Annotated in this window: 24 protein-coding genes and 3 tRNA genes; 9 read left to right on the top strand and 18 right to left on the bottom strand. The window is 66.0% G+C overall.

The genetic code is table 11. From position 1 onward, the window contains the following. Nucleotides 1-59 precede the first annotated feature (59 nt). Both B8115_RS08935 and speA read left to right on the top strand, forming a co-directional pair. Nucleotides 60-1,022 (top strand): homoserine kinase, encoded by a 963-nt coding sequence (locus B8115_RS08935; protein WP_010627442.1) that lies wholly within the window; start codon nt 60-62, stop codon nt 1,020-1,022. Then, nucleotides 1,019-2,941: a biosynthetic arginine decarboxylase gene (speA, locus tag B8115_RS08930; RefSeq protein WP_026037999.1), complete on the top strand. Its 1,923-nt coding sequence runs from the start codon at nt 1,019-1,021 to the stop codon at nt 2,939-2,941. Before B8115_RS08935 ends, speA begins: the two co-directional genes overlap by 4 nt. A 134-nt stretch (nt 2,942-3,075) precedes the next feature. Here the strand turns inward: speA and B8115_RS08925 are convergent, their stop codons facing one another. From B8115_RS08925 to B8115_RS08875, 11 genes are all read right to left on the bottom strand, one after another. Then, the gene (locus B8115_RS08925; protein ID WP_010627440.1) at nt 3,076-3,741 is read right to left on the bottom strand and encodes a fumarylacetoacetate hydrolase family protein; all 666 of its coding nucleotides are present in this window, start codon (nt 3,739-3,741) and stop codon (nt 3,076-3,078) included. 110 nt (nt 3,742-3,851) lie between these two features. After that, nucleotides 3,852-4,844: an ectoine hydroxylase gene (gene thpD, locus B8115_RS08920; RefSeq protein ID WP_010627439.1), complete on the bottom strand. Its 993-nt coding sequence runs from the start codon at nt 4,842-4,844 to the stop codon at nt 3,852-3,854. 278 nt (nt 4,845-5,122) lie between these two features. Then, nucleotides 5,123-5,560: a type II toxin-antitoxin system death-on-curing family toxin gene (locus B8115_RS08915; protein ID WP_010627438.1), complete on the bottom strand. Its 438-nt coding sequence runs from the start codon at nt 5,558-5,560 to the stop codon at nt 5,123-5,125. A gap of 6 nt (nt 5,561-5,566) precedes the next feature. Further along, a complete protein-coding gene (locus B8115_RS23710; protein WP_035590594.1) occupies nt 5,567-5,737 on the bottom strand; it encodes a hypothetical protein in 171 nt (56 codons plus the stop codon). Between the two features lie 814 nt (nt 5,738-6,551). Beyond that, nucleotides 6,552-6,627, bottom strand: a tRNA-Thr gene (locus B8115_RS08905). Nucleotides 6,628-6,672: 45 nt separating this feature from the next. Further along, nucleotides 6,673-6,747: transfer RNA gene (locus B8115_RS08900), tRNA-Gln, on the bottom strand. Nucleotides 6,748-6,753: 6 nt separating this feature from the next. After that, nucleotides 6,754-6,829: transfer RNA gene (locus tag B8115_RS08895), tRNA-Phe, on the bottom strand. 91 nt (nt 6,830-6,920) lie between these two features. Continuing rightward, a complete protein-coding gene (locus B8115_RS08890; RefSeq protein WP_010627437.1) occupies nt 6,921-7,193 on the bottom strand; it encodes an oxidative damage protection protein in 273 nt (90 codons plus the stop codon). A 32-nt stretch (nt 7,194-7,225) separates the two neighbouring features. Then, a complete protein-coding gene (mutY, locus tag B8115_RS08885) occupies nt 7,226-8,317 on the bottom strand; it encodes an A/G-specific adenine glycosylase (protein WP_026037998.1) in 1,092 nt (363 codons plus the stop codon). A 100-nt stretch (nt 8,318-8,417) separates the two neighbouring features. Beyond that, nucleotides 8,418-10,766 (bottom strand): AsmA family protein, encoded by a 2,349-nt coding sequence (locus tag B8115_RS08880; RefSeq protein WP_010627435.1) that lies wholly within the window; start codon nt 10,764-10,766, stop codon nt 8,418-8,420. A 14-nt stretch (nt 10,767-10,780) separates the two neighbouring features. Beyond that, complete coding sequence (locus B8115_RS08875) at nt 10,781-11,218, bottom strand: acetyl-CoA sensor PanZ family protein (RefSeq protein ID WP_010627434.1); 438 nt, start codon at nt 11,216-11,218, stop codon at nt 10,781-10,783. Between the two features lie 184 nt (nt 11,219-11,402). Here B8115_RS08875 and hisB point away from each other — a divergent pair, with 184 nt between their 5' ends. The 5 genes from hisB (at nt 11,403) to B8115_RS08850 (ending at nt 14,843) form a co-directional block, all read left to right on the top strand. Next, entirely contained in the window at nt 11,403-11,996 is a 594-nt protein-coding gene (gene hisB / locus B8115_RS08870) for an imidazoleglycerol-phosphate dehydratase HisB (RefSeq protein ID WP_010627433.1), read from the top strand. 30 nt (nt 11,997-12,026) lie between these two features. Beyond that, complete coding sequence (gene hisH, locus B8115_RS08865) at nt 12,027-12,668, top strand: imidazole glycerol phosphate synthase subunit HisH (RefSeq protein WP_010627432.1); 642 nt, start codon at nt 12,027-12,029, stop codon at nt 12,666-12,668. Between the two features lie 90 nt (nt 12,669-12,758). Further along, complete coding sequence (gene hisA / locus B8115_RS08860) at nt 12,759-13,511, top strand: 1-(5-phosphoribosyl)-5-[(5-phosphoribosylamino)methylideneamino]imidazole-4-carboxamide isomerase (protein ID WP_010627431.1); 753 nt, start codon at nt 12,759-12,761, stop codon at nt 13,509-13,511. 1 nt (nt 13,512) lies between these two features. Continuing rightward, nucleotides 13,513-14,286: an imidazole glycerol phosphate synthase subunit HisF gene (gene hisF, locus B8115_RS08855; protein ID WP_010627430.1), complete on the top strand. Its 774-nt coding sequence runs from the start codon at nt 13,513-13,515 to the stop codon at nt 14,284-14,286. A gap of 20 nt (nt 14,287-14,306) precedes the next feature. Beyond that, a complete protein-coding gene (locus B8115_RS08850; RefSeq protein WP_010627429.1) occupies nt 14,307-14,843 on the top strand; it encodes a hypothetical protein in 537 nt (178 codons plus the stop codon). A 60-nt stretch (nt 14,844-14,903) separates the two neighbouring features. On the opposite strand, the gene B8115_RS08845 is transcribed toward B8115_RS08850, so the two are convergent. Together B8115_RS08845 and B8115_RS08840 are read right to left on the bottom strand one after the other, a co-directional pair. Then, on the bottom strand, nt 14,904-15,494 hold the full coding sequence (locus tag B8115_RS08845) for a YjaG family protein (RefSeq protein WP_010627428.1): 591 nt from the start codon (nt 15,492-15,494) through the stop codon (nt 14,904-14,906). A gap of 52 nt (nt 15,495-15,546) precedes the next feature. Then, nucleotides 15,547-15,840 (bottom strand): MGMT family protein, encoded by a 294-nt coding sequence (locus B8115_RS08840; protein ID WP_010627427.1) that lies wholly within the window; start codon nt 15,838-15,840, stop codon nt 15,547-15,549. Between the two features lie 48 nt (nt 15,841-15,888). Between B8115_RS08840 and B8115_RS08835 the strand changes: the two genes are divergently transcribed. Then, nucleotides 15,889-16,584: a type 1 glutamine amidotransferase gene (locus tag B8115_RS08835; RefSeq protein WP_010627426.1), complete on the top strand. Its 696-nt coding sequence runs from the start codon at nt 15,889-15,891 to the stop codon at nt 16,582-16,584. 6 nt (nt 16,585-16,590) lie between these two features. On the opposite strand, the gene mnmH is transcribed toward B8115_RS08835, so the two are convergent. The 5 genes from mnmH to B8115_RS08810 all read right to left on the bottom strand — a co-directional run bounded on the left by mnmH (nt 16,591) and on the right by B8115_RS08810 (nt 21,738). Continuing rightward, entirely contained in the window at nt 16,591-17,715 is a 1,125-nt protein-coding gene (mnmH, locus tag B8115_RS08830; protein ID WP_010627425.1) for a tRNA 2-selenouridine(34) synthase MnmH, read from the bottom strand. Continuing rightward, the gene (gene selD / locus B8115_RS08825) at nt 17,712-18,749 is read right to left on the bottom strand and encodes a selenide, water dikinase SelD (protein WP_010627424.1); all 1,038 of its coding nucleotides are present in this window, start codon (nt 18,747-18,749) and stop codon (nt 17,712-17,714) included. The genes mnmH and selD overlap by 4 nt, the downstream gene beginning before the upstream one ends. Nucleotides 18,750-18,803: 54 nt before the next feature. Then, nucleotides 18,804-20,180 carry a DNA repair protein RadA gene (radA, locus tag B8115_RS08820; RefSeq protein ID WP_010627423.1) on the bottom strand — a complete coding sequence of 459 codons (1,377 nt, stop codon included), beginning with the start codon at nt 20,178-20,180 and terminating at the stop codon, nt 18,804-18,806. Between the two features lie 100 nt (nt 20,181-20,280). Further along, nucleotides 20,281-20,727 (bottom strand): copper resistance protein NlpE N-terminal domain-containing protein, encoded by a 447-nt coding sequence (locus B8115_RS08815; RefSeq protein WP_010627422.1) that lies wholly within the window; start codon nt 20,725-20,727, stop codon nt 20,281-20,283. Between the two features lie 114 nt (nt 20,728-20,841). Beyond that, nucleotides 20,842-21,738, bottom strand: coding sequence for an AEC family transporter (locus B8115_RS08810; RefSeq protein WP_010627421.1), 897 nt, complete (start codon nt 21,736-21,738; stop codon nt 20,842-20,844). A gap of 115 nt (nt 21,739-21,853) precedes the next feature. Between B8115_RS08810 and hisC the strand changes: the two genes are divergently transcribed. Further along, nucleotides 21,854-22,909 (top strand): histidinol-phosphate transaminase, encoded by a 1,056-nt coding sequence (gene hisC / locus B8115_RS08805; RefSeq protein WP_010627420.1) that lies wholly within the window; start codon nt 21,854-21,856, stop codon nt 22,907-22,909. Nucleotides 22,910-23,007: the final 98 nt, after the last annotated feature.

Genomic DNA, 23,007 nt, shown 5'->3' with positions numbered 1-23,007 from the left:
CGTGCATCACAGTGCCAAGACGCTACAATAGGCGGCTTGGCAACCTGGGCGAGAGACACATGGCCGTATTCACCCCGTTGAGCGACGCACAGGTCGCAGAGTTTCTCAGGCGTTTCGATGTCGGCGAGCTGGTGTCCCTGACAGGGGTCGCCGGCGGTACCGAGAACAGTACCTTCTTCGTCACCACCGACCGCCACGAGCTGGTGCTGACCCTGTTCGAGCAGGGCGAGCATGAGGAGCTGCCGTTCTTCGTCGAGCTGCTCGACTACCTGGACGAGCATCGCCTGCCGGTGCCGGGCCCGGTACACGACCGCGAAGGCATCGCCCTGCACAGCCTGGCCGGCAAGCCTTCGCTGCTGTTTCCGCGTCTGCCCGGCCGCCATCCGATGTCACCCAATCTGGCCCAGTGCCGCGCCCTGGGCGACGCGCTGGGGCGCATGCACACGGTGTCCCAGCACTTTCCCGGCCATCGTCCCAACCCACGCGACCTGAACTGGCTGACGGCCATGCACCACAGGGTGCTGGGCTACCTCTCGCCCGAGGATCAGACCCTGATGAAGGACGAGGTGGAGATCTACCAGGGCGTGTTCGGCGATGCCCCCGAACTGCCCCACGGGGCGCTGCATGGCGACCTGTTCCGCGACAATACCCTGTTCGAGGGCGACCGCCTCGGCGGTATCATCGATTTCTACAACGGCTGCACGGGCGATCTGCTGTTCGATCTGGCCATCGTCATCAACGACTGGGCCTCCGGCCCCGATGGCCGCCTGGACCGCGCCCGCCACGACGCCATCATCAGCGCCTACCAGGCTCGCCGCCCCCTCACCGCCGCCGAACGCGAGGTGTGGCCGACGATGCTGCGCATGACCGCGCTGCGCTACTGGCTGTCACGTCTGCTGGTGGTCTACGTCGACCCACCGGCCCACGACCTGACGCCCCACGACCCGGCGCAGTTCCATACCATTCTCACGGCACGCCTGAACCACGGCGCTCTGCCCCTGCCTGAAGCGAGCGATACATGAGCCTATCCATGGGAGCAGCCTCCGGTCCCGCCCAGCGCGCGCGCCGCACCTGGAACATCGACCAGTGGGGCAGCGGATACTTCGACGTCGACGACGCCGGCCATGCCCTGGTGCGCCCTCTCGGCAGCGAGGCCGAAGGCCCCGCCCTGCCGCTGGCACCGCTGGTGGACCAGCTGCGCGAGGCCGACCTGCGCCTGCCGGTGCTGGTCCGCTTCAGCGACATCCTGCACGACCGCGTCGAGCAGCTGTGTGAAGCCTTCGACCTGGCCATGCGCGAGGAGGAGTATCAAGGCGGCTACACCGCCGTCTATCCGATCAAGGTCAATCAGCAGCGTCGCGTGGTCGAGGAGATACTGGCCACCCGCGAACGCGGCCATGGCCGGGTCGGCCTCGAGGCCGGCAGCAAGCCGGAACTGCTCGCCGTGCTGGCGCTTTCCGCCGACGGCCCTTCGCTGATCGTGTGCAACGGCTACAAGGACCGCGAGTACATCCGCCTGGCATTGATGGGCGAGAAACTCGGCCATCGGGTCTACCTGGTGGTGGAGAAGTTCTCCGAGCTGCCGCTGATCCTGGAGGAGGCCGAGCGCCTCGGCGTCACCCCGCGCATCGGCCTGCGCGCGCGCCTGGCCTCGGTGGGCATGGGCAAGTGGCAGGACACCGGCGGCGAGAAATCCAAGTTCGGTCTCACCGCCGCCCAGATGCTGGCGGTGGTGGAACGCCTGCGCGAAGCCGACTCGCTCGGCAGCCTGCAGCTGGTGCACTTCCACCTGGGCTCGCAGATCGCCAACATCCGCGACATTCAGGTCGGCCTGCGCGAGTGTGCGCGCTTCTACCAGAGCCTGCTGGCGCTGGGCGCACCGATCGACACCGTCGACGTCGGCGGCGGACTGGGCATCGACTACGAAGGCACCCGTTCGCGCAGCTTCTGCTCGATCAACTACTCCATGCGCGAGTACGCGCGTAATGTGGTCAGCGCCTTCGCCCAGGCCTGCAACGAGGCGGAAATCCCCCACCCGCATCTGATCAGCGAATCGGGCCGTGCCCTTACCGCCCACCACGCGGTGCTGATCACCAACGTGATCGGCGAGGAGCGGGTCAACGATGAGGCGCCGGAGCGCCTGGCCGAGGACGACCCTCAGCTCGACGAGCTGTGGCGCGTGCACGACCTGCTCAACGGCTCGGTGGAGCCGCGCGAGCTGGTGGAGGCATGGCACGACCTGCTGCAGGCCATGAGCGAGATGCATGACCGCTTTCTCATGGGACTGGCCGACATCACCGTGCGCGCCGAGGCCGAAGGGGTCTACTTCGCTGCCTGTGCGCGCCTGCGCGAGCGGCTCGACAGCCGCAACCGCGCCCACCGTGAGATCATCGACGAACTGGCCGAGAAGCTCGCCGACAAGCTGTTCGTCAACTTCTCGCTGTTCCAGTCGGTGCCCGACGTGTGGGGGATCGATCAGATCTTCCCGGTGCTGCCGCTGACCGGACTCAACCGCGAGCCCAGCCGCCGCGGCGTGATCCAGGACATCACCTGCGACAGCGACGGCCGCATCGACGGCTATGTCGACGGCCAGGGGGTGGAAACGACCCTGCCGCTGCCGGAATGGCGCGACGACGAGGAGCGCCTGCTGGGCTTCTTCCTGGTCGGCGCCTACCAGGAGATCCTCGGCGACCTGCACAATCTGTTCGGCGATACCGATTCCGTCGACGCCGCCCTGGACGAGAACGGCGAGTGGGTGCTGAGCCACGCCCAGCAGGGCGACCGCGTCTCCGACGTGCTGGCCTACGTCAACTTCGATGCCAAGGTGCTGCGCGACCGCTTGGCCGGCCAGCTGGCCGACAGCGGACTGCCGGCAGAGGAGCAGGAGCACTTCCTCGACGACCTCTCCGCCGGCCTGCAGGGCTACACCTATCTCGAGTAACACTGGCTTGTGCAGAACTGAGCTTGAGTAGCGCTGGGCCCGAATAGAACCCTGCTCGAAATGACACGACGCCCCCGCGGCCAGGCCGCGGGGGCGTCGTCGTTCGGTACCTGCGTACCGGTCGGTGCGGGACCTTACTCGACGACCTGAGCCGTGACCTCGAGGCCCCCGGTGAGGGTCATACGCAGCTTGGCGCCGCGCGGCAGCTCGCCGACGCCCTCTGGGGTACCGGTGATGATCACGTCGCCCGGCTCGAGGGTGAAGTGACGGCTCATCTCGGCCACCAGGGTGGGCACCGGGAACAGCATGTCGGAACCCTCGCCGTGCTGGCGCAGCTCGCCGTCGATCTCCAGCTCGAAGGCCAGCGCATTCCAGTTCGGCGCACGGCTGAGCGGCAGGAAGGCGGACAGCGGACAGGCGCCGTCGAACGACTTGGAAATTTCCCAGGGGTGGCCCTTCTCCTTCAGGCGGGTCTGCACGTCGCGCAGGGTCAGATCCAGCGCCAGCCCGATGCCAACGATGGCACGCTCGGCCTCATCGGCGGTGGCATGGGACAGGGTCTCGCCGATCAGCAGCGCCAGCTCCGCCTCGTAGTGCACTTCACCACGAGAAAAAGGCGGATCGAGGGGCTCGTCGAGGCTCACCGCACTGGTGGCCGGCTTGATGAACAGCAGCGGCTCGGTGGGTATCGGGTTGTCCAGCTCCTTGGCATGATCGGCATAGTTGCGGCCAATGCATACGATCTTGCCCAGCGAATGGGGAAACTCCTGGCCATCGGTAAAACGGGGTACAAAGCGCATGGCGGGTCTTCTCCTTCTCGTTATGCGTGCCGCTTCTCAACGACAAGCCTCACAGTCTACCGCACCATGCGCTTCGTTCCACCCTGATGACGCTATCGAAACGATAAGCGTCAGTCCTGGGGAACCCACTGCTCGTCCGGCCCATGAGCCAGGAAGCTCGGCCGACGACGGCGGGCGGCAAAGGGCTCGACGCAGGCATTGTCGCGCCGGTTGTAGACGAAGAATACGTTACTGCGCGGGTCCGGCGACATGTTGGCGTTGGAGCCGTGCAGGGTGTTGCAGTCGAACAGCAGCAGGCCCCCGGCCGCACCCTTGGGCGCCTCGATGCCGTGGCGGGCGACCAGCTCGCGCAGCGCCTCGCGGCCCGGCACGCCGAACTCCTGCCGCTTCAGCGACTGACGGTGGTGATCGTCCGGGGTCTCGCCCAGGCACGGTACGAACACCTTGTGCGAGCCCGGGATCAGCATCAGCGGGCCATTGAACTCGTGGTTGTCGGTCAGCACGATCGAAGCGCTCACCGCGTGCATCGCCGGCATACCATCCTCGGCGTGCCAGGTCTCGAAGTCGGAATGCCAGCTGAAGCCCTTACCCTCGAAACCCGGCTTGTAGTTGATGCGCGACTGGTGCACGTAGGCCTCGCCGCCGAGGATCTGACGCACCCGCCCGACGAGGCGCTCGTCGTGGGCCAGGCTGGCGAAGCGCTGCGACAGGAAATGCACCGCGAACAGCGAGCGGATCTCCTGGCTGTCTGGCTCGGTGATGCTGAAGTCGCGGCCGCGGAAGTCATCGCGGCTGAGCAGGGCGTCCAGCTCCCGGCGCAGCTCATCGAGCTCCTCCCCGCTGATGAAATTGGGCTCGAAAAGAAAGCCCTTGCGTTCGAACTCGTCGAGCTGCGCCCGACTCAGCGGCCCCTCGTCGGCGCTGCCGCGCACCACGCCCTCGCGGCGCGCCATCCAGAGGGTGTCGAGCGGCTCGTTCAGCCGGGTGGGATAGGCATCCTGCACCCAATTCGCGTCGCTGCGAAGCGGGGCCGTCATGGTATCGGTGACGGCGTAATCGGTGGTCTGTTTCAGCTTACGGTTGGACGAAGTGTGCACTGTCATCCAATCACCTCCTGTGTATCCGTGATCAGGTTCAGTCCCAGCTCGTGCAACGGCGTGCAGCCGTGGTGGGAGGTCCGGGCAGGACCTTGCAGCAGTGATGTGGTGACGATGGGCTGCGCTTTCAAGCGCCGTCAGGGCAGGCTTGCCACAATGGCATCGGCCAGTCTTGCCTTGCTACATTAGCTGCGTTGGGCAGCCACGTGTCTAATGCTCGCCATGACTCCCTCCTCGTTGTTCCTTGCCAGTAACCGACAAAAAACTCCGCTGCTGGGCGGAGTTTATTCGTTCAACTTCGACGTATCGAACTCTCGGGACCAATAGGCCAGCCATTCGGCAAATTCTTCTTCGTTGTACTCATGCGTCGCCAGGCCTTCGTACATCTGCACCAAGTCCGCCTCGGGGGCAGTGAGCTCCCAGCCGTTCAACATAAGGAAATCGAATACGCAGGCTGCTGCTGTGCGCTTGTTTGCATTGAGAAAGCAATGATTCTGCACGATTCCAGCGCCTAGCACCGCTGCCAGGGTGAACATGTCATCCGTCTGCTTGTACCAGCGGTGCATACAGGGTCGCTGCTGGGCGCTTTCCAGGCCGCCTTCATCAATGATGCCAAACGGCTCGTCAGGCGTCAGTTCCAGCATGCGGCGGTTAGCGCTGATGATGTCCGCTACCGGCAGGTAGCGAATGCCGTCCGTGTGGCTGTCACCGCAGGACGACACCCCAAGTCAGACCTTGGCCAGTTCGCGGTAGGCGTTCTCGTAACGAGCGAAGGAACGTGCCCGGACCTTCTCCAGTTGGGCTTGGTGGTCACCCAGGCACGGGCGGGCCTTGGCTACGTCGCCTTCCTTGCGTACAGGAATGACGAGTCGCTCTTGCTTCTTAAGTGCCTGATTCATAATGACCTCCTAGAAAGTAGCTTCCGACAAAAACGCCCTTAGCTAGCAAATGTAGCCAAGGGACGCGACCGGAAACTTACACCTGGAGGTTACGTCATCATGTAGCGTTAATCAATGCTTTCGCTAACTATCCAAAAGACGTGGTAGTAACGCAGCCACAAAGTTATCAAAAACTGCTCTGTAAACATACCCTTGAAAAAAGTGGGGTGCATATACGCAGGAAAGCGATGCTATGCAGCAACCCACTTTGTCAGCTCAAGCAGGCGGGAGTTGCTGTTGCCCCTTCGTGGCTTCGACGCCCTGGGCTGGGTTGCCGTCTCGGTAGCCGCGGTTCTTCTATCACCTGAGCGCTCGCCGCAGTAGCGCAGTACAGATTTGGCCTCGCTGGGCGTGCCGTCGTCTGGGATACAGTGGATAAGGCATGGGAAAGCTTGCGGGTAGTAGGCTCGCTGAAGGTGCCGGTTCTTCAAAGTGGCCCTGGCCAGTAAGCCACCGCTGCGAGGGGCCCGGCTCGAGACCATTGAGCCACTGGAAGGAAAAGGTCCATCATTTGAGCCGAAACCATAACCACGCAGACAGAACTCGCCCAGCAACGTGGCATCACCGACACCAACGGCACCCGCCACGACAAACTCGAAGCGAGCGGCCACCGTTCCGATGCCATGATGGACGTCTGTGACATGAGCGTGCCCATGGCCCCTCACCCTGGCAAGGATTAGGCCAAGCCAAGTTGTTACGTATAAACGAAAAAACCGCCTCGATGGGCGGTTTCTCGTATCTGCAAATCGCTGATTTCCGATTCATCCGTTTTGGATGGTGCCGGCACCAGGAGTCGAACCCGGGACCTACTGATTACAAGTCAGTTGCTCTACCAACTGAGCTATGCCGGCTCGGGACCGACGCGTGCGAAGTGCAGAGTCGGAAAAGGGTTGGCGTGGCTGGGGTACCAGGATTCGAACCTGGGAATGCCGATACCAAAAACCGGTGCCTTACCACTTGGCGATACCCCAGCAGTTTGGTGGCCAGAGACGGAATCGAACCGCCGACACGGGGATTTTCAATCCCCTGCTCTACCGACTGAGCTATCTGGCCGCTGCCAACGGTGCGTATTAAACAAGATCAGATCGGCAGCGTCAAGCCTTTCGTTTCATGCAGATGCTGCCGTCGTTTCAAAGCCATACGCCTAGCGCTCGGGCGGCACGTAGCCTTCCGCCTGGTCGGTTTCGCGGTTGTCTAGAAAGCGCTCCATCTGCTCGTTGAGATAGGCCCGCGCCTCGGGGTCGAGCATGTTGAGGTGTTTCTCGTTGATCAGCCGGGTCTGCAACGCCTGCCACTCCTCCCAGGCCTGCTTCGACACGCTGGCCTGAATCTCCTGGCCCTTCTTGCCCGGCAGCGGCGGGAAGGGCAGTGCCTCGAGCTCCTGTTGATACTTGCGACAGAACACGGTGCGGCTCATGGCGGTCTCCTTGCTGTTGGTGGTGGCAGTGTTCAGGGCCCCGCGGGGGCGGCCAAAGCGAACGGTGCCAGCGAGGCCAGCAGTGCCTTGACCGGCGCCGCCAGGCCGATGCGCTCGGGGTTGCCTGGATCGTACCAGCATCGTGCCTCACCCACCGCATCCAGCCTGCCGATCCGCGCCGGCTGAGGGGTGATGTCGAGGCGGAAGTGACTGAAGGTGTGGCTGAAGGCGGGCCAAGCCGGGTCGATGGCGGCCCCCGGGGCGTGCACGTCGAGCCAGCCCCGCAGCGCAGCCAGGTCGTCGAACTGAGGCAGCCCCCACAGTCCACCCCACAGCCCACTGGGAGGGCGCTGTTCGAGCAGCACCCGTCCCTCGGCGTCGCGCAACACCAGCATCAGGGTGGTACGCGTCGGCAGCGCCTTTTTCGGCTTCGACTCGGGGAAGCGGCGCTCCTCGCCGCGGAAATGGGCCACACAGACATCGGCGAACGGGCAGCGCGAGCACTCAGGCGTGCCGCGCCGGCACAGGGTGGCACCGAGGTCCATCACCGCCTGGGTGTAGTCGGCCACGCGCTGCTCCGGCGTGTAGTGCTCGGCCAGCGCCCACAGCTGGCGTTCCACCACCGGCCGCCCCGGCCAGCCCTCCACGGCGTGCAGCCGAGCCAGGCTGCGCTTGACGTTGCCGTCGAGGATCACGGCGCGCTGACCGGTGCTCTGGGCGATGATCGCGCCGGCAGTGGAGCGGCCGATGCCGGGCAGCTCCGCCATAGCCTCGAGGCTCGCTACCGGCAGCTCGCCGCCGTGCTCGGCCACGACCTGGCGGGCCGCCTTGTGCAGATTGCGCCCGCGGGCGTAGTAGCCAAGCCCGGTCCACAGGTGCAGCACTTCGTCCTGGGTGGCTTCGGCCAGCGCCCCGAGGGTGGGAAAGCGCGCCATGAAGCGCTCGAAGTAAGGGATCACCGTGGTGACCTGGGTCTGCTGCAGCATGATCTCGGAGACCCACACGCGATAGGGCGTGCGCTGGCACTGCCAGGGCAGGTCATGACGGCCGGCGCGGTCGTACCACGCCAGCAGACGCTGCTGGAAGAGCGTAGGCTCAAGCACCGGTGTAGGCATTTCGCTCATGGACCAACCTCAAAGATGCCTGTCGAAAAATGCATGGTGAAAAATGCATGGCGAAAAAAAGCGCCGACTGGGAGTCGGCGCAGGGACTGGCTTTGGGTCGTCAGTTCAACAGACCACGCAAGGCGTCACGAAGTTCCCGACCGCCCTCTTCGCCGAGACGTTCTTCGAGACGCTCCAGCGGTCGCTCAAGACGACGCTCCAGTTCCTCTCTGGCGCGACCGGACACTTCGTCGCGCAGCAGCTCGGCCAGGGTGACCTGGAAGGCCTCGCGGTCGAAGCTGCACCAATCACCGCTGTCGCCCGAGAGTTCACCGCTGCAGCGCACCGGCAACGGCACGCGTTCCAGACGCGGGTTGACCGGACAGGCGGCATCGGCACCGTCAACGAAGCGTGCGGCGGCGCGCAGGTCGAAGCGCTCGCTGGTCAGATCGAGCTCGCCCGTCCCGCTCATGTCGATGCCCGGAATCGTTACCAGGATATCGTCACTCTGCACGACTCCGTCCGAGATGCGCAGGCGGGCTTCGGCGCGGTCGAAGCGCGTATCGGCACTCCAGTCCCGCGTAGTCTCGCGGCCTTCGACCATGGCGGCCAGCGAGCACAGCTCCTGTGACACGTTGACGTCGAGCACGGCCCCTTCGTCGATGCGCCCCTCCAGACGTCCGTTGAGATTGCGCTTGAGTGCCGGCCAGGTGTTGGCGCGGGTTTCGAGTTCGCCGCCGAGGGTCAGCCGGCCGCGCAGCGGTGCCGGTGAGTCGTCGTTGGACAGCGCCTCGAGCAGTGGTGCCAGACGCACCCGCGACAGCGATGGGCGCAGCTGCCACAGGATCGGCTCACGCCTGAGGTCGAGCCCGCCGCTCGCACTCAGCTCGCCGTCGTAGAACACGGAGCTGAAGCGCTCGAGACGCTGCTGGCCGTCGGCACCCGCCAGGACCAGCGACACTTCGGTGAAGTCGAGCCCGGAGAGACGCAGCTGCGCCAGGTCGAGCGCCCCGTTCAAGGTCAGCTGGGCCAGCCACTCGGCGGGAACCAGCGTTGCGGTGTCGTCGGCATGCGCCTTGCGGATCCCCAGCAGGCCGGAGCGGGAGGCACTCTGTCCCGTGGGTTCGGCAGGCGGCAGGTAGCCGTCCAGGTTGAGGCGATCGCCCTGCAGCTCGAAGTCCAGCAGCTGCCCCGAGAGGCCCGCGGCCAAGCGCCCGGTGAAGGTGCTGCCATCCAGCACCAGGGTCAGCCCCGGCAGCTCGAGGCGCTCGAGATTGCCGCGCACGGGGCTGGTCAATGCCACGTCGGAGAGCGCCTGAGGATTGGCCATGGCCGGCATCTGGTTCATACGCTCGAGCCACGGGCGCAGCGAGAAGGGCGCCAGGCTGACCTGGCCGCTGTAGCTGGGCGACTGGTCGAGGCCCGCCAGGTTGAGGTGCCCGCTCAGGCGCAGATCGTCGGGCCCGGTGAGCTGCAGGTCGCGCAGCTGCGCGGTGCTCTCCGCCAGGTCGGCATCCAGCGCCATGGTCAGCGACAGGGGCAGCGCGCGCTCGCCCAGGGTGGGGTGCCGCAGCCCGGCGTCCAGACGGCCCTCCTGGAGCTGCAGGCGCTGCTGAGACAGGTCGAGCACGAGCTGCTGGCCGCTCAGGTCTAGCTGCTGACGGTGCTCGGCGCCTGCCAGCCGGCTCAGGGTAGTCAACCGCATGCCTTCGAGCACGTAACGGCGCTCGGCGAGAGCGAGGCGCATCCGCCCTTCCAGCGAGACCTCGCTCGCCAGTGCCGGGCTACGCTCCAGCTCCCGCCAATCCAGTGCGGGATACGACCTGACCTGGAAGGAGGACTTGAGCGGGAAGGCGCGCTGGGGATTGACGTTGGTGCCGGAAACGTTGATCTCGTCGACCAGCCACTCCGAGCCGGCGGCCAGGTCGCGATAGATTGCCGCGCCGTTGCGCACCTGGACGCTGGCGATATTGAGCGCCACGACCAGATTGCTGCCCTCGAGGCTAGGCCCGGCACTAGCCGGCGCCAGCGCCGATTCGGCACCTTCGCGGCGCTCATCGAGCCGCTGCAGCAGGGTTTCCCAATTGCCGCGCCCCTCTTCATCGCGCACCAGGCGCAGTTGCATGCCTTCCAGCGTCAAGCCTTCGATGGCGATCTCGCCGCGCAGCAGCGGGGCGAAGGCGAGACTGACCTCGCCGTGGGCGAAGGCCACGAACGGCGGTTCGTCGTTGCTCTGCTCCGGCAAACGGCCTTGCGCCTGCTCCACGCTCACACCAAGGCGCGGGTAGAACGACCAGGTGAGCGGCCCATCCAGGGTCAGTTCGAGGCCGCTCTGTTCACGCACCACCTCGATCAGCCGCGGCTTGAAGTCTTCCGGGTCGAGAAAGGTGGTGACATAGACCACGGCAGCCACCACCACTACCCCGAGGACGCCGATGGCGGCCAGCAGCGTCTGTAACAATCGCTTCATGTGTTACCGCCTCCTTACAGCGGTGGGGCCAATTCGTAATAGTCGCCGGTGGCATGCAAACGATACCCCAGGCGGTTGAGCAACAGTTGGTCGGCGACGGGCAGTCGCGATGATGGCGCCCGCAGCTCGCGGCCCTCGCTACGCGCCGCATCGCTGACCAGGGCGAGGAGTCGCGTACCGACCCCGCGCCGCCGGGTGGCCTTGCGCACGCACAGCTCCGACAGCCACCACGCCTGCTCGTCGGCGATCACCGCCACGGCGCCCAGCAGCCGGTCGTTGAAGCGGGCGCAGCCGAAGAAATGGCCGGCTTCGAGATGTTCGCGAATGAAGGTGTCCACCGGCACGCTGAGCCGTTCGACCGGCGCGTCCGTATAGATTCGCTGCAGATCGAGCTGCACCTGGCGGTCCGAGCGCCAGACACTGTTGTCGACGAGGTGAAGCGTTACCGGCATGGCGGTCTCCCTGGCCGCGGCTCGGGCCGCCGCTGTGATGGGCGCATTGTAGCGGATGGGCGGGGCGATTCTCTATAATGGACGGCCCATGACGGCAAGCCCAGCGACTTGCCCGCCCGGAAGCCGACTGCAGGCACGCCGGGCCCACACCATGCGACGCGCCAGAGCGCGAGAGAGACCCGACATGTCCGAGCGAATCGCCACGGTAACCCGTGACACCAAGGAAACCCAGATCACGGTGACCGTGAACCTCGATGGCGAGGGCCGGCTGAACTGCGAGACCGGCGTTCCCTTCCTCGACCACATGCTCGATCAGGTGGCTCGCCACGGTCTGATCGACCTCGACATCAAGGCGGTGGGCGATCTGCACATCGACGATCACCATACCGTCGAGGACCTCGGCATCACCCTCGGCCAGGCCTTCGATCAGGCCATTGGCGACAAGCGCGGCATCCACCGCTACGGCCACGCCTACGTGCCGCTGGACGAGGCGCTATCGCGAGTCGTGATAGACTTCTCCGGTCGCCCCGGGCTGTTCATGGACGTCGAGTTCACCCGCGCCAGCATCGGCCGCCTCGACACCCAGCTGTTCTGGGAGTTCTTCCAGGGCTTCGTCAACCATGCCCGGGTCACGCTGCATATCGACAACCTGAAGGGCTTCAATGCTCATCACCAGGCGGAGACCATCTTCAAGGCCTTCGGCCGCGCGCTGCGCATGGCCGTTGAGCCGGACCCGCGCATGGCCGGCCAGATGCCGTCCACCAAGGGCTGCCTGTAACGCAGACGACCGAACCTGAGAGGAGCCTTCATGACCATTGCCGTCATCGATTACGGAATGGGCAATCTACATTCGGTTGCCAAGGCGCTCGAGCATGTGACCCATGAGCACGTGGTCATCACCCGCGACCCGCGGCGCATTCAGGGTGCCACCCGCCTGGTGCTGCCCGGCCAGGGAGCGATCCGCGATTGCATGGGCGAGCTCGAGCGCACCGAGCTGCGCGGTCTGGTGCAGGAGCTGCTGGCCAATCAGAGCAAGCCGCTGCTGGGGATCTGCGTCGGTCAGCAGATGCTGCTCGATCATAGCGAGGAGAGCGGCGGCATCCCCTGCCTGGGCTTTCTCTCCGGCGAGGTGAAGCGCTTCCCCCTCGACATGGTCGACGAGCGCGGTCAACGCCTCAAGGTGCCTCATATGGGCTGGAACCTGGTGCATCAGCATCACGAGCATCCGCTGTGGCAAGGCATCGACCAGGACGAGCACTTCTACTTCGTGCACAGCTACTACGTGGCAGCGGGGGACGACGCCTGCGTGCTCGGCACCACCCGTTACGGCCGCATCGATGCTCATGTGGCCATCGGTCGCGATGCCACCTTCGCCGTGCAGTTTCACCCGGAGAAGAGCTCCCGGGCCGGGCTCAAGCTGCTGGAAAATTTTGTCAACTGGGCGCCCTAAACCGCGCCTGGTCAACTGGGCACCGTGAGCCGCGCCCAGGCCGAGCCGCGATGACAACCCGGTGCGCACGCGCACCCGAGAGGACATGACATGCTGGTAATTCCCGCCATCGATCTCAAGGACGGCAAGTGCGTCCGTCTCAAGCAGGGCCGGATGGACGACGCCACCACCTACGGCGACGACCCGGTGGCCATGGCGGCGCGCTGGGTCGAGGCCGGCGCCCGCCGCCTGCACCTGGTCGATCTCAACGGCGCCTTCGAGGGCAAGCCGGTCAACGGCGAGGCGGTGACCGCCATCGCCCGGCGCTGGCCCTCGCTGCCCATTCAGATCGGCGGCGGCATCCGCAGCGCCGAGACCATCGAGCACTATCTGGCCGCCGGGGTCTCCTACGTCATCATCGGCACCAAGGCGGTCAAGGAGCCGGATTTCGTCGGCGAGATGTGCCGCGCCTTTCCCGATCACGTGATCGTCGGCCTGGACGCCCGTGACGGCTTCGTCGCCACCGACGGCTGGGCCGAGGTCTCCCAGGTCAAGGCAGTGGACCTGGCCAAGCGCTTCGCCGACGACGGCGTCTCCAGTATCGTCTACACCGACATCGCCCGAGACGGCATGATGAACGGCGTCAACGTCGAGGCCACCGCCGAGCTGGCCCGCGAAGGCGGCCTGCCGGTAATCGCTTCCGGCGGGGTGACCAATCTCGACGACCTGCGCGCGCTGGTCGCCGCAGGCGAGCCGGGCATTCTCGGCGCCATCACCGGCCGCGCCATCTACGAAGGCACCCTGGACGTCGCTGCTGGTCAACAGCTGTGCGACGAACTCACCGGTAACCGGGCGGGAGGCTGACATGAGCCTGGCCAAGCGCATCATACCCTGTCTCGACGTCGACGCCGGACGCGTGGTCAAGGGCGTCAACTTCATCGGCATCCGCGACGCCGGCGATCCGGTAGAGATCGCCCAGCGCTACAACCTGCAGGGCGCCGACGAGATCACCTTTCTCGACATCACCGCCAGCCACGAGGACCGCGACACCACGGTGGAGATGGTCGAACGCATCGCCGGCGAGGTATTCATCCCGCTGACCGTGGGCGGCGGCATCCGCACCTGTGACGACATCCGCACCATGCTCAACGCCGGTGCCGACAAGGTCTCGATCAACACCGCGGCGGTAACCAACCCCGACTTCGTGCGCGAGGCCGCCGAGCGCTTCGGCAGCCAGTGCATCGTGGTGGCCATCGACGCCAAGCGGGTCTCGGCTGAGGGCGAAACGCCGCGCTGGGAGATCTTCACCCACGGCGGTCGCCGCCCCACCGGGCTGGACGCCGTGGAGTGGGCTAAAAAGATGGTGGAATACGGCGCCGGCGAGCTGCTCTTGACCAGCATGGACCGCGACGGCACCAAGGCCGGCTTCGACCTGGGCGTGACCCGGGCCATCAGCGACGCCGTGACGGTACCGGTGATCGCCTCCGGCGGCGTCGGCAACCTCGACCACCTGGTAGACGGCGTGATCGAGGGCGGTGCCGACGCGGTACTGGCCGCCAGCATCTTCCACTTCGGCGAGTACACCATCCCCGAGGCCAAGCGCTACATGGCCGAGCGCGGTATCGAGATGCGTCTGTGAAGCGAACGAGGAGCGCGAGCGTGCGGTATTCATGGAAGAGTTACTGTCGGGCCATCAGGGCGCTTGCCCTGGCCCCGCTCTTGGCTCTGCTGGCGGCACCGACCGCGCTTGCCGCGGAGCGGCAGCCGATCTGGCCGCCGGTGTTCGAAGTGGAGCACGTGCTGCTGCAGACCAGCCTCTACACGCGCCACTTCAATCCGCAGCCGGAGCACAACAACACCCAGGAGCTGATCAGCCTCGAGCTGCACAATCCGCAGCGCTGGCTGGTGGGCGGCGCGCGCTTCCTCAACTCCTTCGATCAGGAAGCCATCTACCTCTACGCCGGCCGCGAGTTCCCCTTCTGGCAGCCGAGCGACAACGTAACCGTTCGCGCCAAGCTCACCGCCGGGCTGCTGCACGGCTATCGCGGCGAATATCAGGACAACATCCCGTTCAACCGCTACGGCACCGCCCCGGCCGCCTTGCCCAGCTTGGGGGTGCAGTGGGGACGCTTCGAGACCGACCTGATCGTGTTCGGCACCGCCGGGGCGATGATCATCGGCGGTATCCGCTTCTAGACACAGCCTTGGCTGGACGAAGCCTGGCGAAACGGGCGCCGACGCCCGCTTCGCCCTCCATCACTCCAGCGCCAGCCCGAGATTGCTCACGCCGTCGTTGCGCCCCAGTTGGCGCAGTGCCTTGAGCGAGTCCCGCTCGAGCGGGCCTTCCGCCGCCTCCAGCACCGCATCCTGAAAGTCGTTCTCGTCGGCCATGAGTGGGTGCTCACGTACCAGCTTGGCCAGCTTGCTGGCGTCCTCCTCCCCTTCGGTCAGCTCGACGAAGGCACGCACGCCGCCCTTGGAGATACGGCTGACCTCGAGCACGGCTTCGGGGGAATCGCCTCGCAGCGTATCGAACAGCGAGGATAGCGCCACGACCACCTCCACCGCACGCCGGGCACCGAAGCTGTCGTCGTCCTCCGGCGGTTCGAGCTCGGCCAGCTTCTCGGCCTGGCGCTCGAAATCGATCCGCGCCTCGCGTACGGCGAGCTGCTCCCACACCAGATCGAGCATAACGCGCAGGGCGGCCGGATTGCCGGCTCCCGTCATCTGGGCATAGAGCGAATAGTTGGGCAGCATCCGCTCGCACAGTGCCGCCATGAAGGCCTGTTGCTGACGCGGCGAGAGTGCCTGCAGTCGCTCATGGAAGCCCCCTTTTGGCTGGCTCATGGATTCTCCTCGTGATTCGAAGGTCAGAAGAAAGGATGGGGATGCGCACGGCTCACGGCCACATGACCTCGGGCGGCACGCGTCCCCGGCTATCGAAGAGCACGCCCTCGGCGACCAATCGCTCGCGCTGTTCGATAGCGCCGGGATGCTCGGCCACCCGGCGCGATGCGGTGATCACGCGAAACCACGGCAGCCCATGGTCGTCGGGCAGCTCGCGCAACGCCCGGGCGACGAGGCGCGGCGTGCCGCCCTCGGTCATGGCGGCAATACGACCGTAGGTAGTCACCCGCCCTGGCGGTATGGCGGCCATAATGGTCAGAATCTGTTCCCGCAGCGCCGGTTTCATGTACGCTCCGCTCCCTGCTTCGTGTCACCCTTCAACGGCGAGGATTCCATGCACCTGCACCTGCTTCAACACAGCCCGTACCACGGTCCGGGCCGCATCGCCGACTGGCTGTCCAGCATGGGGCACAGCCACACCGTTTTCCATCTCTACGACGGCGAGACCCCACCCAGCCTGGCCGATGGCGATGCGCTGATATTGCTCGACGGCCCGATGCATGTTCTCGACGACGCCCAGCACTCCTGGCTCAAGCGCGAGCGCAAGCTGATCGCCCGCGCACTGGACGGCAACAAGCCGTTGCTCGGCATCGGCCTGGGTGCCCGGATGATCGCCGCCGAGCTCGGCGCCACGGTGGGCCGCGGCACCTTCGCCGAGGTGGGCTGGCACGAGGTGACCCTGGCCCCCGAGAGCCCCTTCGACCTGCCGGAGCGTTTCACCGCCTTCATGTGGCATCGCGACGTCTTCGCCCTGCCCGACGAGGCGCTGCCGCTGGGCGGGAGCTCCGGCAGCCCGGTGCAAGGCTTCGCCTGGGATGCCGGACGAGCGCTGGGCCTGCTCTGCCACCTTGAGGTCACGCGCTCAGGGGTCGACGTGCTGCTCGCCAAGGGGGAAAGGCCGGAAGGCAGCGACGCCAGCCCCCATGCTCAGCCCGACGAAGCCATTCTTGCCGACGACCGGCGCTTCGATCGCCTGGCTCCGCTGCTCGACCGCCTGCTCAGCCAATGGATTCGCAGCGCCCCGGCATGAGGCGTCTCATGCCGGCTGCGGCTGCGTATCGAGCTGCCGCGCGTGCTCCTGCGACCAGGCTCTCGCCGCCGCCAGGCAGCTGTCCCAATCGCCGACATGCAGGAAGCGCTCGGCATTGCGCTTCTCCAACTGGTAGCGGTACATGGGGTCGTAGTATTCGGTGAGCAGCGGCGCCAGCCAGGCCTCGTGGGCCTGGCGGTTGCCGCGCTCATGCTCACGGAAGGCAAGCTGCTGCAGCCGCTGCAAACGCGCTAACCGGGCATGGCCCAGGCGCTTTTTCAGCCGGGCCAGCGCACTGGAGAGCTGCTTGCGCATCAGCGTCCAGCCCAGCCACTCGCCGAACTGCTGGCGGTAGATCGCCCACAGATCGTCGATGTAATCCTTGTGAATCTGCGCCAGGCGCCAATCAAGGGGCATCTCCACCCGCACCCGGGGAGCGACCTCCATCGCCCGCCAGAAGGTGAGCGGCACGTTGGCCGTGCCGATATGGCGAGATTCGTCCTCCACCACCAGCGGTCCGGGAAGCGCCAGCAGGCGCAGCCCCATGGCGTGTTCGAAGTCGATCTGACTGGGCGCCGGCAAGGGGTGGCGACCGAAGGCCGAGCCCTTGTGGCGGGCGCAGCCCTCCAAATCGAGCCCGGTGTCCAGCTGCTGCACCAGCGCGGTCTTGGCGCAGCCGGTGAGCCCGCCCACCACCAGCAGCGGCTGTGCCGCCGCGGCATCGATACGCGCGCACAGCGCCTGACGCATCGCCTTCCAGCCGCCACGGATACGTGGCCGCTCTACACCGGCCTCGGCCAGCCACAGCTGTGCGATCTGCGAGCGCAGCCCACCGCGATAGCAGTAGATGATCGCCTCGGGATGAGCCTCGACCGTGCGCTGCCAGGCCGCGATGCGCGCCTGGCGAATACCGCCGCTGACCAGCCGCTGGCCCAGCGCGATGGCGGCCTGCTGGCCACGCTGCTTGTACTCGATGCCAACCTGATGCCGCTCCTCGTCGTCCATCAGCGGCAGGTTGATCGCCCCGGGCAACCCGCCCTGGGCGAACTCCACCGGCGCCCGCACGTCGATCAGCGGCACGCCCTGGCGCAACAGAGAGAGATCAGCATCGGCCAGCGGCAGCTCCTTCACCCCAGCACCTCGATCAGGGCCTCTCCTTCGGCCTTGGCCACCTCGCCGAAGGGCACCAGCTCGATACCATGCTCACGTCCGATGCGCTCGACGTCGTCCTGCCAGGAGGGGTGCACGGAAATCAGCAGGCCGCCGGAGGTCTGCGGGTCGCACAGCCACTGCCAATGCGGCTCGTCCATCTCCTTGAGCGCCGCGCCCAGCGCCTTGCGATTGCGCAGGGTGCCGCCAGGCACCGCGCCGCGGCGACGATAGGCCTCGGCCTCGGCCAGCCGCGGCAAACGGCGGAAGTCGATGCGCGCCGCCACGCCGCTGGCCTGGCACACCTCGGTGAGATGGCCGGCCAGGCCGAACCCCGTGACGTCGGTCATGGCGTTCACCCCCTTCACCCGGGCCAGCGCCATGCCGATATGGTTGGGCTGCAGCATGGTTTCCCGGGCCAGATTCTGATGGCCCGACTCCAGCAGCCCCTGCTTCTCGGCGGTGGTGAGAAAACCCACGCCCAGCGGCTTGGTCAGGTATAACAGGTCGCCCACCTGGGCACCCTTGTTGAGCTTGAGGTGTTCGAGATCGACCAGGCCGTTGACCGCCAGGCCGAAGATAGGCTCCGGCGAGTCGATGGAGTGTCCGCCGGCCAGCGCCAGCCCGAGTTCGCGGCAGACGCCTTGGGCGCCTGCCACCACGTCACCGGCGATCTCCGGCCCCAGCTTGTCCAGCGGCCAGCCGAGGATGCCCAGCGCCATGACCGGCTTGCCGCCCATGGCATAGACGTCGCTGATGGCATTGGTGGCGGCAATACGGCCGAAGTCGAAGGGGTCGTCGACGATGGGCATGAAGAAGTCGGTGGTGGCGATCATGCCGCGGCCGTCGCCGAGGTCATAGACGGCCGCATCCTCGCGGCCCTGATTGCCTACGATCAGTCGCGAATGGGTTGCCCCCGGGCCGGCCTTGGCCAGGATGCCGTCGAGTACGTCGGGGGCTATCTTGCAGCCACAGCCAGCGCCGTGGCTGTACTGGGTGAGTCGAATCGCGCTCATCTCGTTCTCCTTGGCAGTTCACTTCTCATTCTACCGCAGCGGCGCTTGCTTGCCTCACAGCGCCTCGAGGGCATCGGTCAGCTTGTCCACGGCTACCACCTCCATCCCCTCCGGGGCGCGCTTGGGTGCATTGGCCCGCGGCACGATGGCCCGGGTGAAGCCGTGCTTGGCCGCCTCCACGATGCGCTCCTGGCCGCTGGGCACGGGGCGAATCTCGCCGGAAAGCCCCACCTCGCCGAAGGCCACCAGCTCGCGCGGCAGGGAGCGATTCTGCAGGCTCGACACCACGGCGAGCAGCACCGCCAGGTCGGCGCTGGTCTCCAGCACCTTGACCCCGCCGACCACGTTGAGGAACACGTCCTGATCGCCGGTGAACAGCCCGCCATGGCGATGCAGCACCGCCAGCAGCATGGCCAGGCGATTCTGGTCGAGGCCCACAGCGACCCGCCGCGGATTACCCAGCGCCGACTCGTCGAGCAGTGCCTGCACCTCCACCAGCAGCGGCCGGGTACCTTCCCATACCACCATCACCAGGCTGCCGGCGGCCTGCTCCTCGCTGCGGGAAAGGAAGATGGCGCTGGGGTTCTTCACCTCCTTGAGCCCGTGTTCGAGCATGGCGAACACCCCCAGCTCGTTGACCGCGCCGAAGCGGTTCTTCTGCCCGCGCAGGGTGCGGAAGCGTGAGTCGGCACCGCCTTCGAGCAGCAGCGAAGCATCGATCATGTGCTCCAGCACCTTGGGCCCGGCCAGGGTGCCGTCCTTGGTCACGTGCCCCACCAGCAGCAGTACGGTGTTGGACTGCTTGGCGAAGCGGGTGAGCACCGCGGCGGACTCCCGCACCTGGGCCACGCCGCCGGGCGCCGAGGCGATATCCTCCAGGTGCATTGTCTGGATCGAGTCGATCACCAGGATCTCGGGGCGCTCGCGCTCGGCCACCGCCAGCACCGTCTCGACGCTGGTCTCGGCCAGCATCTTCAGCCCCTGGGTGGGCAGCTGCAGGCGGTGGGCGCGCATCGCCACCTGGGAGAGCGACTCCTCGCCGGTGACGTACAGCACCCGGCGCGCCTGGGCCAGCTTACAGGCGGTCTGCAGCAGCAGGGTCGACTTGCCGGCGCCGGGGTGACCGCCCAGCAGTACCGCCGAGCCCGGCACCAGGCCGCCGCCCAGCACCCGGTCGAACTCGCCGAAGGTAGAGGAGAGCCGCGGCACCTCGGTGAGATCGACGCTGCCGAGATCGACCACCTCCTTCGACAGGCCGCCAGCATAGCCCGTGCGCCCGGCCCCGCCGGTGGCGGCCGCCCCCGGGCGGGCGGCTGCCAGGCGTACCTCGCTGAGGGTGTTCCACTCCAGGCAGCTGGAACACTGACCCTGCCACTTACGGTACTCCGCACCGCACTCGGTGCAGACGAAGGCGCTCTTCGCTTTGGCCATGTGGGCCTCTCCCCGCTTCTTCGACCCCCTGGGCCGCTGGACGTATCAGACGCGCGAAGGCGGCCCGCAGGCCGCCTTCGCTGATGCCCGCAACGCGAACTTACATGCGCTGCAGTTGCAGGGCTTCGTTGTTCTGGAAGCGACGACGCTGAGGGTCGATCAGTTCCAGGGTCTGGTCATCGACACGCAGGAAGTAATAGATCTGGCCTTCGCCATCCGGTGTCAGCTCATACACTGTGGCATCGGGGTCGACCGCGGTGCCGCTGAGCACTTCCCAGTTGCCGGCATACTCTTCATCGGGCGGATCCTGGGGGTGTTCGCGATAGCTGGCGCGCAGGTCGAAGGTTCTCTCCTCCAGTGACGCCTGTTCGCTGCCACGCAGGTTCACCGTCAGGTCGATGCCCGCGCAGTTGCGGCAGGGCAGCGTTCCTTGATATGCCACGGCATCGTCCATTGCCACATCGGCACGATCGTCAACCGCAGGGGCTGCACAACCGGCCAGGAAGGCCAGCATGGCCGAGCCAGCCAGCAGGGTCCTTACTTGCATTTGCTCACTCCTAACCTATGGGTTTGTCGCCTTGTAGGGTGTGTCATCATATGTGACAGCATAACCCTTAAGAGCGCTCGCAGACAGTCTCGGCTTTTAGACTGAAGCCACGGCTCACGCCGCTCCCGGATAAACATGCAGGAACACCAGTGCCAACACGATGGGCATCACCACCAGGCTGCCCAGGTTGCCGATCAACACCAACGAGGCGACCTTTTGCGGCTCCTGTCGGTACTGCTCGGCCACCAGATAATTGAGCACCGCTGGCGGCAGCGCCGCAAACACCCACAGCACCGCGGCCTGCAGGCCTGTCAACTCCAGCCACAGGATCATGGGCAGCGCCAGGATAAGGCCGGAGAGCGGACACAGCACTGCCCCCAGCATGCCGGTCTTCCAGTCGCGAAAGTCGATGTCGAGCATGCGTACCCCGAGTGCGAACAGCATCAGCGGAATGCACACGCCGCCCAGCATGTGCAGCGCCTCGAGCAGCCAGCCCGGCAGCGGCACCCCGCCCAGGTTCACCCCCAGCCCCGCCAGACTGGCCAGTACGATGGGCATGCGCAGCAGCCGCCACAGCGGCGTGCGCGGACTCAGCATGTAGAGGCCTACCGAGAAGTGCAGCAGCATCTCGACGATGAACACCACCACCGCGGCGGGCAGCGCCGCCTCGCCGAAGGCCAGCACCAGCAGCGGAACCCCCATGTTGCCGGAGTTGTTGAACATCATCGGCGGCAAGAAGGTCTTGGGTTCGAGCCTGAGCAGCTTGACCAACGGCCACAGCACCAGCCCCGAGCCCAGCACCACCACCGCAGCCGCCAACGCCAGGCCGGCATACTCCTCCAGCGGCGCCTGCCCGTCGGCCAGCACGGCAAACACCAGCATGGGGACGAAAATCTCCATGTTGAGCGTATTGAGGCTACGGATGTCAGGCGTGCGGAAGCGGCCATACAGCGTGCCGCAACCGGCAATCAGGAAAACCGGCAGCAGCGTGGCGATGATCTGGGCGGTCATTAGGGGTTCCAGGATCCAGACGAAAGCGCCTAGGCTAGCATGCTGTCGGCTTGCGCGGTCAGGCCGCAGCGGTCAACATTGGCCTAAAGTTCGCCCCTATGAGAAACGAGACACCATGAGCCAGTTCTGGAGCCCGGCGGTACGCGAGTTGACGCCCTACGTCCCGGGCGAGCAGCCGCGCGAGAAACTGATCAAGCTGAATACCAACGAGAACCCCTACCCACCGGCGCCCGGCGTCGAGGCGGCGCTGCGCGAATACCCCGTCGACCATCTGCGCCTCTATCCCGACCCGCAGTCTCTCGCTCTGCGTCAGGCGCTTGCTCGCGAGCATGGCGTCGCGGTGGAACAGGTGTTCGTCGGCAACGGCTCCGATGAAGTGCTGGCCCTGGCCTTTCAGGCCTTCTTCTGTCACGAGCGTCCGCTCGAGATGCCCGACATCACCTACAGCTTCTACCCGGTCTACTGCAAGCTGTACGGCATCGAGCGGCGCAGCCTGCCCCTGGACGAACAGTGGCGGGTCGATCTCGACGCCTTCACTGCCGACAGCGGCGGCGCCATCTTCGCCAACCCCAACGCTCCCACGGCCCATGGTCATCCCCGCGATGCCATTGCCGGCCTGCTCGAGCGCCTTACCGATCAGGTAGTACTGGTCGACGAAGCCTACGTCGACTTCGGTGGCGAGAGCGTGGTGCCCCTGACCGAGCGCTTCCCCAATCTCCTGGTCACCGGCACCTTCTCCAAGTCCCGTAGCCTGGCCGGCCTGCGCCTGGGCTATGCCATCGGTTCAAGCGAGCTGATCGAAGGGCTGGTACGGGTCAAGGACTCCTTCAACTCCTATCCCATCGACAGCCTGGCAAGCGCGCTTGCCATTGCCTCGCTCGAGGACCGGGAGCATTTCGATGCCTGCCGTGAGCGCGTCGTCACTACCCGCGAGCGCACCGTCAGGCGCCTTGGCGACCTGGGCTTCGAAGTGCTGCCCTCCCAGGCCAACTTCGTGCTGACGCGTCACCCCGAGCACGACGCCGCGCAACTCTTCGTCGGCCTACGCGAGCGGGGCATTCTGGTACGTCACTTCAACACCGAAGCCCTACGCGACTTCCTGCGCATCTCGATCGGCACCGATGACGAAATGGACAGCCTGATCGAAGCCTTCGAACTGCTCTGCCGCTGAGCCATCCTACGGGCGCCGCCAGGCGCCCGCTTCGCATAGTGAATCGCCAGACAAAGAAAAACCCCGAGCTCGGGGTTTTGGGGATAGCTGGTGGCCAG

This window comes from Halomonas sp. KM-1 (genome assembly GCF_000246875.1).
Lineage (GTDB): Bacteria > Pseudomonadota > Gammaproteobacteria > Pseudomonadales > Halomonadaceae > Halomonas > Halomonas aerodenitrificans.
This window is presented reverse-complemented; position numbering and strand designations above follow the sequence as displayed.

Bases quoted from the DNA above. Each gene is read 5' to 3' on its own strand.
- B8115_RS08845 (WP_010627428.1), bottom strand. From the start codon at position 15,494: ATGAGCCAGCCAAAAGGGGGCTTCCATGAGCGACTGCAGGCACTCTCG.
- B8115_RS08880 (WP_010627435.1), bottom strand. From the start codon at position 10,766: ATGAAGCGATTGTTACAGACGCTGCTGGCCGCCATCGGCGTCCTCGGG.
- B8115_RS08835 (WP_010627426.1), top strand. From the start codon at position 15,889: ATGCACCTGCACCTGCTTCAACACAGCCCGTACCACGGTCCGGGCCGC.
- hisC (WP_010627420.1), top strand. From the start codon at position 21,854: ATGAGCCAGTTCTGGAGCCCGGCGGTACGCGAGTTGACGCCCTACGTC.
- hisH (WP_010627432.1), top strand. From the start codon at position 12,027: ATGACCATTGCCGTCATCGATTACGGAATGGGCAATCTACATTCGGTT.
- radA (WP_010627423.1), bottom strand. From the start codon at position 20,180: ATGGCCAAAGCGAAGAGCGCCTTCGTCTGCACCGAGTGCGGTGCGGAG.
- speA (WP_026037999.1), top strand. From the start codon at position 1,019: ATGAGCCTATCCATGGGAGCAGCCTCCGGTCCCGCCCAGCGCGCGCGC.
- thpD (WP_010627439.1), bottom strand. From the start codon at position 4,844: ATGACAGTGCACACTTCGTCCAACCGTAAGCTGAAACAGACCACCGAT.
- B8115_RS08890 (WP_010627437.1), bottom strand. From the start codon at position 7,193: ATGAGCCGCACCGTGTTCTGTCGCAAGTATCAACAGGAGCTCGAGGCA.
- selD (WP_010627424.1), bottom strand. From the start codon at position 18,749: ATGAGCGCGATTCGACTCACCCAGTACAGCCACGGCGCTGGCTGTGGC.
- B8115_RS08810 (WP_010627421.1), bottom strand. From the start codon at position 21,738: ATGACCGCCCAGATCATCGCCACGCTGCTGCCGGTTTTCCTGATTGCC.
- B8115_RS08935 (WP_010627442.1), top strand. From the start codon at position 60: ATGGCCGTATTCACCCCGTTGAGCGACGCACAGGTCGCAGAGTTTCTC.
- B8115_RS23710 (WP_035590594.1), bottom strand. From the start codon at position 5,737: ATGAATCAGGCACTTAAGAAGCAAGAGCGACTCGTCATTCCTGTACGC.
- B8115_RS08925 (WP_010627440.1), bottom strand. From the start codon at position 3,741: ATGCGCTTTGTACCCCGTTTTACCGATGGCCAGGAGTTTCCCCATTCG.
- hisA (WP_010627431.1), top strand. From the start codon at position 12,759: ATGCTGGTAATTCCCGCCATCGATCTCAAGGACGGCAAGTGCGTCCGT.
- mutY (WP_026037998.1), bottom strand. From the start codon at position 8,317: ATGAGCGAAATGCCTACACCGGTGCTTGAGCCTACGCTCTTCCAGCAG.
- B8115_RS08875 (WP_010627434.1), bottom strand. From the start codon at position 11,218: ATGCCGGTAACGCTTCACCTCGTCGACAACAGTGTCTGGCGCTCGGAC.
- B8115_RS08840 (WP_010627427.1), bottom strand. From the start codon at position 15,840: ATGAAACCGGCGCTGCGGGAACAGATTCTGACCATTATGGCCGCCATA.
- B8115_RS08815 (WP_010627422.1), bottom strand. From the start codon at position 20,727: ATGCAAGTAAGGACCCTGCTGGCTGGCTCGGCCATGCTGGCCTTCCTG.
- hisB (WP_010627433.1), top strand. From the start codon at position 11,403: ATGTCCGAGCGAATCGCCACGGTAACCCGTGACACCAAGGAAACCCAG.
- hisF (WP_010627430.1), top strand. From the start codon at position 13,513: ATGAGCCTGGCCAAGCGCATCATACCCTGTCTCGACGTCGACGCCGGA.